The organism is Mesorhizobium sp. M2A.F.Ca.ET.042.01.1.1 (assembly GCF_003997405.1).
In the GTDB taxonomy this organism is placed as follows: domain Bacteria; phylum Pseudomonadota; class Alphaproteobacteria; order Rhizobiales; family Rhizobiaceae; genus Mesorhizobium.
In genome coordinates this window covers 1-10,093 of the sequence record NZ_RZRX01000240.1, presented here as the reverse complement: position 1 = coordinate 10,093, position 10,093 = coordinate 1, and the positions used below count along the sequence as shown (strand labels likewise).

Below are 10,093 nucleotides of genomic sequence, written 5' to 3'. Positions count from 1 at the left end.
GTCGTCGGCTGGACCTATCGCAAGGACTGGTTCTCCAAGCCCGAACTGCAGAAGGAATTCAAGGAGAAGTATGGCTGGGACTTGGCCGCGCCGACCACCTTCGACCAGCTGAAGCAGATCGCCGAATTCTTCCAAAAGCGGCAGATCGACGGCAAGACCGTCTATGGCGCCTCGATCTACACCGAGCGCGGCTCGGAAGGCATCACCATGGGCGCCATGGACGTGCTCTACAGCTACGGCTTCCAGTATGAGAACCCGAAGAAGCCCTATGAGATGGAAGGCTTCGTCAACTCCGAGAAATCGGTGAAGGGGCTGGAATTCTACAAGGCGCTCTATGACTGCTGCACGCCTCCTGGTTCCTCCAATGCCTACATGGGCGAAGGTGTCGACGCCTTCAAATCCGGACAGGTGGCGATGCATATGAACTTCGCCTTCACCTGGCCCGGCCTGCAAAAGGACGAGAATGTCGGCGGCGACAAGATCGGCTATTTCGTCAATCCGAAAGGACCCGACGGCGACCAGTTCGCGCAGCTCGGCGGCCAGGGCATCTCGGTGGTGTCTTATTCCGACAAGCAGGAATCGGCGCTGAAATACATCAAGTGGTTCGCCAACAAGGACGTGCAGGCCAAGTGGTGGTCGCTCGGCGGCTATTCCTGCCTGAACTCCGTGGTGAAGGACCCGAAGTTCCCCTCCAGCCAGCCCTATGCGCAGGCCTTCCTCGACTCGATGGCCATCGTGAAGGACTTCTGGGCGGAGCCGAGCTACGCGCCGCTGCTGCAAGCTTCGCAGAAGCGCTTCCACGACTATGTCGTGGCCGGCCAGGGCTCGGCCAAGGACGCGCTGGACGGTCTCGTCAAGGACTGGACGCAGGTCTTCCAGGACGACGGCAAGATGTAAGGCTCCTCCCGAGCTTGATCGAAGCGTCCCGTGCTACCCTTGGCACGGGACGCAGTTCAGATAAATTCCATAGCCGAGACTTACCCGTGACCGAAGCAGGACTTACCATGCTCGATCGGACTGCGGACAACGTTGCCCGGGCGACCCCGGAGCCGTTGGCCAAGAAGATCCGGGGCATCAGCGACAAGGGCCTCGCCTGGCTGTTCATCTCGCCGACGATCCTTCTGTTGCTTGCCATCAACATCTTCCCGCTGTTCTGGGCGATCTACCTTTCCTTCACCAATTACCGCGCCAACCGCCCCAACGAGGTGGTGAAGAACCTCGGGCTCGCCAATTACCAGCGCATCCTCGGCGACCATGACATCTGGATCGCCATGCAGACGACGGCGCATTTCGTGTTCTGGACGATCCTGCTGCAGACGGTGATCGGCTTCACGCTGGCCTGGCTGATCGACCGCAAGTTCCGCGGCCATGCCTTCTGGACCACAATCATCCTGGTGCCGATGATGCTGTCGCCGGCGGTGGTCGGCAATTTCTGGCGCTTCCTCTACGAGCCGCAGATCGGGCTGTTCTCCTATGTCATCTCCTTCGTCACCGGCATTCCGCCGACGAATGTGCAGATGCTGTCCAATGTCGAGCTGGCGCCGTGGGCGATCATTATCGTCGACACCTGGATGTGGACGCCTTACGTGATGCTGATCTGCCTCGCTGGCCTGCGCTCCATCCCCGAATACATCTATGAGGCGGCCGAGGTCGACCGCGCCTCCAACTGGCGGCAGTTCTGGTCGATCACGCTGCCGATGGCGCTGCCCTTCATCATGCTGGCGGTGCTGTTCCGCGGCATCGAGAACTTCAAGATGTTCGACATGGTCAACCTCTTGACCGGCGGCGGACCCGGCTCGACCACCGAGGTCGCCTCGATCACGCTGAAGCGCCAGGCCTTCGAGAGCTGGCGCACCGGCTATTCCTCGGCCTTCGCCATCATCCTGTTCGTCGCGGTGTTCGGGCTGGCCAACATCTATGTCAAGGCGCTCAACAAGGTGAAGCAGAGATGAGCCTGACCACCGCCCATTCCGTCGTAGCACCCTCGTCGAACGCGAAGCTGATCGCCGGCACGATCATTGTAGCCTATGCGCTGATCTCGATCGTGCCGCTGCTGTGGATCTTCGCCACCAGCTTCAAGACGCCGCCGGACTCGATCGCCTATCCGCCCAAGATCGTCTTCCAGCCGAGCATCGAGGGCTATTGCAATCTCTTCACCACGCGCACAAGGCAGACGCCGGAATATATCAACTCGCTCGGGCCGGCGACGGGCTTCTGCGACGAGACTGTGCGCAAGCGCAACATGGTGATCGCCGGGCCGTCGAACTTCCTGCCGCGCTTCGTCAACTCGCTGATCATTGCCTTCGGCTCGACCTTCTGCGCGGTGTTTTTGGGCACACTCTCGGCCTATGGCTTTTCGCGCTTCAAGGTGCCGCTCGCGGACGACCTTCTGTTCTTCATCCTGTCGACGCGCTTCATGCCGCCGATCGCAGTGGCGATCCCGATCTACCTGATGTACCGCGAGCTCGGCCTGTCCGACACAGCGCTCGGCATGATCCTGCTCTACACCGCGGTGAACGTCTCGCTGGCAGTCTGGCTACTCAAAGGCTTCATCGACGAGATCCCGCGCGAATATGAAGAGGCGGCGATGATCGACGGCTACACGCGGCTGCAGGCCTTCTGGCGCACGGTGCTGCCGCAGGCGACGACCGGCATCGCCGCGACCGCGATCTTCTGCCTGATCTTTGCCTGGAACGAATATGCGTTCGCCGCTCTGCTGACCTCCGGCACCGCGCAGACCGCACCGCCCTTCATCCCGACCATCATCGGCGAGGGCGGCCAGGACTGGCCGGCGGTCGCCGCCGGCACGACCATCTTCCTGGTGCCGATCCTGGTCTTCACCATCCTGCTGCGCAAGCAATTGCTGCGCGGCATCACCTTCGGCGCGGTGCGCAAATGAGCACGATCCAGACCGCAAAACGCAAATCGCGCTGGCCCCGCTGGGCAAGGCGCGGGCTGATGGAGAACATCGCCACGGCGATCATCGCGATCGGCTTCCTGATGCTGTTCCAGCCCTTCGCGCTGTCGCTCTACACCTATTCCTTCATCACCATGCTCGCCGGCACGGTCATGTTCATCATCGTCTCGAAATTCCCGGAATAGAGATGGCCGAGATCCGTGTTCAGAACCTGAGGAAAGCCTTCGGCGCATTCGTCGCCGTGCAGGATTCCAATTTCGTCGTCGAGGACGGCGAGTTCTTCGTCATGCTCGGACCGTCCGGCTGCGGCAAGACAACGACGCTGCGCATGATCGCCGGCCTCGAGCTGCCCACGGGCGGCAAGATCCTGCTCGGCGGCGAGGACGTGACCATGCGCCGGGCGCGCGAGCGCGACATCGCCTTCGTCTTCCAGCTCTTCGCGCTCTATCCGCATATGAATGTGCGCAAGAATATCGGCTTTCCGCTGCTAGCGCAGGGCATGCCGGCAGCCGAAATCCGCAGCCGCGTCGAGGAGACCGCGAAGCTGTTGCGCATCGATCACCTGCTCGGCAAATCCGTCTCCGGCCTTGCCGGCGGCGACCGCCAGCGCGTCGCGCTCGGCCGCGCCATCGTGCGGCGGCCGAAATGTTTTCTCATGGACGAGCCGCTGGGGACCCTCGATACCGAGTTCCGCGATCTGATGGTGCATGAGCTGCGCGAGCTGCACAACCGCATCCACGCCACCACCGTCTACGTCACGCATGACCAGATGGAAGCGATGTCGATGGCCGACAAGATAGCGGTGATGAACCACGGCGTCATCGAGCAGTTCGGAAGCCCACGCGAAATCTACGACCGGCCGGCGACCATGTTCGTCGCCGATTTCATCGGCTCGCCGCCGATGAATTTCCTGAAGTTCGGCGGCGGCCTCGCCAAGGGCGCGAAGGAGATCGTCGTGCAGGGCGCCAAGGTGGCGGTGCCGGAAGTGCGCGAGGACGTCGCGCCCGCCGACATGGCGCTCGGCATCCGGCCCGAGCACATCCGCTTCGACGACGGCTCGAAGCTGCGCGGCGCGATCTACGGCACCGAATATCTCGGCACCACGCAGATCGTCGCTGTCGAAACGGCCGACGGCATCATCAAGGCGCGGGTGCCGGCTGGCATCCATCTCAGCCCCGGCGAGCAGGTCGGGCTGACGCTGAGCAGCGCGCGGCTGTCGCTGTTCGAGAAGGGGTCCGGACGCGCGGTCAGGACCGCCATGCATGATCAGGCAGCGGAGGCGCGCCATGGCTGATGTCCGTATCCAGGGCGTGACCAAGAGTTTTGGCGACACCGTCGCGATCGACGATCTCGACCTCGCGATCAAGGACGGCGAGTTCGTCGTGCTGCTTGGGCCGACCGGCGCCGGCAAGACAACGACGCTGAGGCTGATCGCCGGGCTGGAGCGGCCGGACAGCGGCACGATCCATATCGGCGGCCATGACGCGACGACCCTGTCGCCGGCCGAACGCGACACCGCTTTCGTCTTCCAGCAATATTCGCTTTATCCGCATCTGTCGGTGTTCGACAATCTCGCCTTCCCGCTGCGCTCCCCGGCGCGACGCTTTCCGGAGGAGGCGGTGCGCCGCCGCGTCGAAGAGGTAGCGCGCATGGTGCGCATCGACCACAAGCTTGACAACCGCTCGACGAAGCTGTCGGGCGGCGAGATGCAGCGCGTCGCCATCGGCCGCGCCCTGGTGCGCAAGCCGGCGATCTACCTGATGGACGAGCCGCTGTCCTCGCTCGACGCCAAGCTGCGCGCCGATCTCCGGCTCGAGCTGAAGCGCATCCAATCCGAGCTCGGCGCCACCATGCTCTATGTCACGCATGACCAGATCGAGGCGATGACCATGGCCGACCGCATCGGCATCCTCGCCGACGGCGTCCTGGTGCAGATCGGCACGCCGCGCGCGATCTATTCCGAGCCGGCAAACCTTCATGTCGCGGCCCGCCTCGGTCAGCCGGCGATCAACCTTCTGCCGGCCGGGCTCTTGCCCGACGGCGGCGCGCCGACCGGAACGAAAACGATCGGCGCCCGCACCGAGCATCTCGCGATCGAGAAGGCAACGAACGGCCATGCCGACGGCGTCGTCGACTGGGTCGAGCATCTCGGCGACCAGAACCACCTGCATGTGACGGTGGGGGCGAAGAAGCTGGTGACGCTGACCGATCCCGACACGCCTTTAGCCAAGGGGGACAAGGTGACGATCCGCTACATCGCGCCGCTCTATTTCGGCTCGGACGGGCAAAGACTGATGTAGCCGAGACATCCCAATATATTCGCACACCGATTGACGGCCGCAGATACGGACTGGACGAAATCCATGAAGCACTTTTTCAACCGCAAGGACACGATCGTCACCGAGGCGCTCGACGGCTTCCTGGCCACGGCGGGATCGGGCGCGCTGGCCCGCCTCGACGGCTATCCCGAGATCAAGGTCGTGCTGCGCGCCGACTGGGACAAGACCAAGGTGGCCGTGGTCTCCGGCGGCGGCGCCGGGCATGAACCCTCGCATGCCGGCTTCGTCGGCGCCGGCATGCTGACGGCGGCCGTCTCCGGCGAGATCTTCGCCTCGCCGAGCGTCGAGGCGGTGCTGGCGGCGATCCGCGCCACGACGGGACCCGCCGGCTGCCTGCTGATCGTGAAGAACTATACCGGCGACCGGCTGAATTTCGGACTGGCGGCAGAGAAGGCGCGTGCCGAAGGTCTCGCGGTCGAGATGGTGATCGTCGCCGACGATATCGCCCTTCCCGACATCGTGCAGCCGCGCGGCGTCGCCGGCACGCTGTTCGTGCACAAGATCGCCGGGCACCTGTCGGAATCCGGCCATGACCTGGCATCGGTTGCCGCGGCGGCGCGTGCGGCGGCCAAGGACATCGTTTCGCTCGGCATCTCGCTCTCCTCCTGCTCGATCCCCGGGCAGGCGCATGAGGAGCGTTTCGGCGCCGACGATGGCGAGCTCGGCCTCGGCATCCATGGCGAACCCGGCGTCGAGCGCATCGCCCTGGAGGCCGCCAGCAAGCTGGTCGCCATCATGGCGGAGCGCCTCGCCGCGCGGCTCGATCCGCACAGCCGCTACGCGCTTTTGATCAACAATCTCGGCTCGGTGCCGCCGCTCGAAATGGCGCTGATCGCGAATGCCGTGCTGTCTTCGTCGCTGGCAAAGGCGGTGGCGCTGACGATCGGACCCGGGCACCTGATGACGGCGCTCAACATGAACGGCTTCTCTCTGTCGCTGATCAAGCTGGATGCGGAACGCGAGAAAGCGCTGCTGGCGCCCGTCGGCCCACATGCCTGGCTGCCCGCAAAGCCGGTTCGCGCACCGGTCGTCGTGGCGATGGCCAAGTCTGTCACCGGCACAGCCACGAAGCCCGCCAGCCGCGATGCGGCCGCCGAGCGGCTGATCAAGGCCGTCTGCCAGAAGCTGATCGCGCTCGAAGTGCCGCTCAACGCGCTCGACGCCAAGGCTGGCGACGGCGACACCGGCTCGACCGTGGCAACCGGGGCGCGCAGCATCCTCGAACGCATCGACACGCTGCCGCTTGCCGATCGCGCCGCAACCGCTGCCGCGATCGGCGATACGCTCGGCACCTCGATGGGCGGTTCCAGCGGCGTGCTGTTGTCGATCTTCTTCACCGCAGCCTCGCAAGCGATCGGCGCCGGCGCCCCGCTCACCCAGGCCTTGCTCGCCGGGCTCGACCGGATGACCTTCTACGGCGGCGCCAAGGTCGGCGACCGCACCATGGTCGACGCGCTGGAGCCGGCGCTGAAAGCCCTTGACGCGAGCGGGCTGGAAGCGGCCGCCACGGCGGCGCGGCAAGGCGCGGAGGCGACCGCCGCGATGCAGAAGGCAAAAGCCGGCCGCTCCGCCTATATCGGCAGGCAACTCGACAGCGCGGATCCCGGCGCCTTCGCGGTCGCCGAAGTTTTCGCTGCCGTGGCGGCGCTGTTCGCCCCGGCATGAAGGACGGACAATGGCCGCAGCCGATTTCTCCCGACTGATCGCGGCGGCGGCCGATACGATCGCGGCGCATGCCGAGGAATTGACCGCGCTCGACCAGGCGATCGGCGACGGCGACCACGGGCTGAACATGAAGCGCGGCTTCGAGGCGGTGCGCGCCGAGGCGGACGTCTTTTCAGCGAAGCCGCTGCCCGAAGCGCTGAAAGCGGTGGGCACCAAGCTGGTGATGACCGTGGGCGGCGCCTCCGGGCCGCTGTTCGGCACGTTCTTCATGGCGCTCGGCAAGGACCTGCCGGCGGCACCCGATAGAGACGGGCTGACGGCTGCGTTCGGCAGGGCGATCGAGGCGGTGGCCGCGCGCGGCAAATCGCAGCCGGGACAAAAAACCATGCTCGACGTGCTGCAGCCGGTGTATGAGGCGCTGGCGCAGGGCAAGACGGCCGGCGAGATCGCCGACACAGCCGACAAGGCGGCGGAGGCCACCGTGCCGATGAAGGCCCTGCGCGGGCGCGCTTCCTTCCTGGGAGAACGCTCGATCGGGCATATGGACGCCGGAGCGCGCTCGACCGCGCTTCTGGTGCGCGCGGTCGCGGAAGCGATAGAGGGCAATTGATGAGCAATGTCGGGATCGTCATCGTGTCGCATTCGCCCCTCGTCGCCGAGGGCACGGCCGACATGGTGCGCCAGATGGTGGGCGACGAAGTGCCGCTTGCATGGTGTGGCGGAAACGGCCATGGCGGGCTCGGCACCAGCGTCGAGGCGATCATGGGCGCGATCGACAAGGCCTGGTCGGAAGCGGGCGTCGCCATCCTGGTCGATCTCGGCGGCGCCGAGACCAACTCGGAGATGGCGGTCGAGATGATCGGCGAGCCGCGCTCGCACAAGATCGTCGTCTGCAACGCGCCGATCGTCGAAGGCGCGGTGATGGCCGCGACCGAATCCTCCGGCGGCGCCTCGCTCAAGGAAGTGGTGGCGACGGCGCATGAACTGTCGCCGTCGTGAACGAACAGGAACCGACTGAATGTCCGCATCCGCCGAAGCAACGGTCCTGATCACCCACGCGGTGGGCCTGCATGCGCGCCCCTCGGTGAAGTTTACCAAGCTCGCCAAGACATTCGCGGCCGAGGTGGAGGTGGCGGTGGCGGCCAACGGCCCCTGGTTCGACGCCAAGAGCATCGTCAAGGTGATGGCGGCCAAGGCGCCCAAGGGGACGCTGCTGCATATCCGCGCCAAGGGCGACGGCGCAAGCAAAGCGGTCGCTGCCCTCGTCGATCTGGTGCAGCGCGATTTCGACGAGGATGCGGATCATGCCCGGTCCGCTTGAAACGGATCCGCAGGTCCGTGGGAACCCGGGCCATGCGGATTGAGGGTATCTCCGCCTCTCCCGGTTATGCCGAAGGCCCGCTATTCGACCTCGACCAGCCTCCGGCCAACTACAAGGCCAAGGCGAGCGCCGAGGAAGAACAGGCCGCATTGGCGAGCGCAATCGGCAAGGCCGTCGGCCGACTGGCGGCGCTGACCGAAACTGCCGACGGCGATGCGGCCGGCATCCTCGAATTCCACATCGCCATGCTGGAGGACGAGGCACTGAGCGGTCCGGCGCTGGCGGCGATCGGCTCCGGGCAACCGGCGGACGCTGCATGGCGCATGGCGCTCGACAGTGAGATCGCCGGCTACGAAGCGTCGGACCAGGACTATTTCCGCGCCCGCGCCGCCGATCTGCGCGACATCCGCGACCAGGTGCTGCGGGCGCTGAGCGAGGATGGCGAGGCCGCGGCGCCTCCGGGCGCGATCCTCCATGGCGAAGACATCGCTCCGACGCGTTTTCTCGAAACCGACTGGAGCAAGGGCGGCGGCATAGCACTGAGAGCCGGCAGCGCGGCCAGCCATGTCGCCATGCTGGCGCGCTCACGCGGCGTGCCTATGGTCGTCGGTCTCGGTGCCTTGGCCGCACCGCGCACGGGTGACGCGCTGCTCGATGCCGAGCATGGCGCGATCATTTTCTCACCATTGCCGACCGAGGTCGAAACCTTCCGCCAATCGGCCTCCTCCTTCGCTGACCGCCAGGGCGCGGCGCGGACATTCCTGACGGAGCCGGCGGTGACCAAAGCCGGCACCGCGGTGCGCGTGCAGGTCAACATCGCCTACCCTTCCGATGTCGAAGGCATCGATATCGAGACCTGCGACGGCGTCGGCCTGATGCGAACGGAATTCCTGTTCGGCAAGACACTGCCGGACGAGGAGACGCAATACCACGCCTACCGCAAGGTGCTGGAATGGGCCGGCGGCAAGCCGGTGACGATCCGCACCGTCGATGCCGGCGGCGACAAGCCGGTGCCGGGTTTCACCGTCGAGGAGACCAATCCGTTTCTCGGCTTGCGCGGCATCAGGTTGTCGCTCAAGCGGCTCGATGTCTTCCGCGTGCAGATCCGGGCATTGCTGCGCGCCGCCATCCACGGCAATCTGAGGGTGATGTTCCCGATGATCGCCACGCCTGACGAATACAACCAAGCCGCCGCGCTGTTCGCGGAAGAACGGGCCGCGCTTGTCGCGCAGGGCGTAGCGCACAAGCTGCCGCCGCTCGGCATCATGGTCGAGGTGCCGTCGGTGGCGCTGGCGCCGGAGGATTTCGCTGACGTTGCCTTCTTCTCGATCGGCTCCAACGACCTGACGCAATATGTGATGGCGGCCGCGCGGGACAACGCGGCGGTCGCGCATCTCAATTCCGTTCGCCAGCCGGCGGTGCTGCGGCTGATCGCGGGGGTTGCCGCGTTCGGGCTGGAGAAGGGAATTCCAGTCAGCCTCTGCGGCGATGCCGGCGGCGACCCTGCAACCATCCCGGCGCTGCTCGAGGCCGGTTTGCGCGACCTCTCGGTCGCCCCTGCTCAACTGGCGATGGCCAAGGCGGCCATCGCGGGCGTTGCGGTGTAGGCGCATGGCCAGGATGGAAAGAATACCGGAAGCAGGCTCGGAAGAGGCGATCCGCGCCTACAAGACGATCCTGTCGCAGGTCATCGACCAGCGCCCGTCCGGCATGCGCCAACGACTGGCCGACGCGCTCGGCAAGCACCGCAGCTTCGTCACGCAGATTTCCAGCCCCGCCTATACGATCCCGATCCCGTCGAAGCATCTGCCCTCGATCTTTTCCGTCTGCCATTTCAGCCAGGCCGAGCGC

General features: G+C 65.5%; 11 protein-coding genes and 1 pseudogene. All 12 read left to right on the top strand.

The features are described from left to right. Positions 1 to 897 (top strand): extracellular solute-binding protein (locus tag EOA23_RS27375; RefSeq protein WP_127306437.1); only part of this gene is annotated, 897 nt, incomplete at its 5' end. A gap of 107 nt (positions 898 to 1,004) precedes the next feature. After that, positions 1,005 to 1,952: a sugar ABC transporter permease gene (locus EOA23_RS27370; protein WP_126064833.1), complete on the top strand. Its 948-nt coding sequence runs from the start codon at positions 1,005 to 1,007 to the stop codon at positions 1,950 to 1,952. Next, complete coding sequence (locus EOA23_RS27365; protein ID WP_042645084.1) at positions 1,949 to 2,899, top strand: carbohydrate ABC transporter permease; 951 nt, start codon at positions 1,949 to 1,951, stop codon at positions 2,897 to 2,899. Before EOA23_RS27370 ends, EOA23_RS27365 begins: the two co-directional genes overlap by 4 nt. Beyond that, a complete protein-coding gene (locus tag EOA23_RS27360) occupies positions 2,896 to 3,102 on the top strand; it encodes a hypothetical protein (protein WP_126063011.1) in 207 nt (68 codons plus the stop codon). The genes EOA23_RS27365 and EOA23_RS27360 overlap by 4 nt, the downstream gene beginning before the upstream one ends. Positions 3,103 to 3,104: 2 nt before the next feature. Further along, positions 3,105 to 4,211 (top strand): ABC transporter ATP-binding protein, encoded by a 1,107-nt coding sequence (locus EOA23_RS27355; protein ID WP_127306436.1) that lies wholly within the window; start codon positions 3,105 to 3,107, stop codon positions 4,209 to 4,211. Beyond that, positions 4,204 to 5,217: an ABC transporter ATP-binding protein gene (locus tag EOA23_RS27350; protein WP_126063013.1), complete on the top strand. Its 1,014-nt coding sequence runs from the start codon at positions 4,204 to 4,206 to the stop codon at positions 5,215 to 5,217. The genes EOA23_RS27355 and EOA23_RS27350 overlap by 8 nt, the downstream gene beginning before the upstream one ends. 63 nt (positions 5,218 to 5,280) lie before the next feature. Then, positions 5,281 to 6,921, top strand: coding sequence for a dihydroxyacetone kinase subunit DhaK (locus EOA23_RS27345; protein ID WP_127306435.1), 1,641 nt, complete (start codon positions 5,281 to 5,283; stop codon positions 6,919 to 6,921). A 10-nt stretch (positions 6,922 to 6,931) separates the two neighbouring features. Next, complete coding sequence (gene dhaL, locus EOA23_RS27340; protein ID WP_127306434.1) at positions 6,932 to 7,531, top strand: dihydroxyacetone kinase subunit DhaL; 600 nt, start codon at positions 6,932 to 6,934, stop codon at positions 7,529 to 7,531. After that, positions 7,531 to 7,920: a dihydroxyacetone kinase phosphoryl donor subunit DhaM gene (gene dhaM, locus EOA23_RS27335; protein WP_042645089.1), complete on the top strand. Its 390-nt coding sequence runs from the start codon at positions 7,531 to 7,533 to the stop codon at positions 7,918 to 7,920. The genes dhaL and dhaM overlap by 1 nt, the downstream gene beginning before the upstream one ends. A 19-nt stretch (positions 7,921 to 7,939) precedes the next feature. Then, positions 7,940 to 8,242 carry an HPr family phosphocarrier protein gene (locus tag EOA23_RS27330; RefSeq protein ID WP_095817696.1) on the top strand — a complete coding sequence of 101 codons (303 nt, stop codon included), beginning with the start codon at positions 7,940 to 7,942 and terminating at the stop codon, positions 8,240 to 8,242. Between the two features lie 32 nt (positions 8,243 to 8,274). Then, on the top strand, positions 8,275 to 9,849 hold the full coding sequence (ptsP, locus tag EOA23_RS27325) for a phosphoenolpyruvate--protein phosphotransferase (protein ID WP_127306433.1): 1,575 nt from the start codon (positions 8,275 to 8,277) through the stop codon (positions 9,847 to 9,849). A gap of 4 nt (positions 9,850 to 9,853) precedes the next feature. Then, positions 9,854 to 10,093 (top strand): annotated as a pseudogene (locus EOA23_RS27320) (hypothetical protein); the annotation flags it as partial.

Coding starts and splice junctions, on each gene's coding strand:
- EOA23_RS27370 (WP_126064833.1), top strand. CDS start 1,005: ATGCTCGATCGGACTGCGGACAACGTTGCCCGGGCGACCCCGGAGCCG.
- EOA23_RS27365 (WP_042645084.1), top strand. CDS start 1,949: ATGAGCCTGACCACCGCCCATTCCGTCGTAGCACCCTCGTCGAACGCG.
- EOA23_RS27360 (WP_126063011.1), top strand. CDS start 2,896: ATGAGCACGATCCAGACCGCAAAACGCAAATCGCGCTGGCCCCGCTGG.
- EOA23_RS27355 (WP_127306436.1), top strand. CDS start 3,105: ATGGCCGAGATCCGTGTTCAGAACCTGAGGAAAGCCTTCGGCGCATTC.
- EOA23_RS27350 (WP_126063013.1), top strand. CDS start 4,204: ATGGCTGATGTCCGTATCCAGGGCGTGACCAAGAGTTTTGGCGACACC.
- EOA23_RS27345 (WP_127306435.1), top strand. CDS start 5,281: ATGAAGCACTTTTTCAACCGCAAGGACACGATCGTCACCGAGGCGCTC.
- dhaL (WP_127306434.1), top strand. CDS start 6,932: ATGGCCGCAGCCGATTTCTCCCGACTGATCGCGGCGGCGGCCGATACG.
- dhaM (WP_042645089.1), top strand. CDS start 7,531: ATGAGCAATGTCGGGATCGTCATCGTGTCGCATTCGCCCCTCGTCGCC.
- EOA23_RS27330 (WP_095817696.1), top strand. CDS start 7,940: ATGTCCGCATCCGCCGAAGCAACGGTCCTGATCACCCACGCGGTGGGC.
- ptsP (WP_127306433.1), top strand. CDS start 8,275: ATGCGGATTGAGGGTATCTCCGCCTCTCCCGGTTATGCCGAAGGCCCG.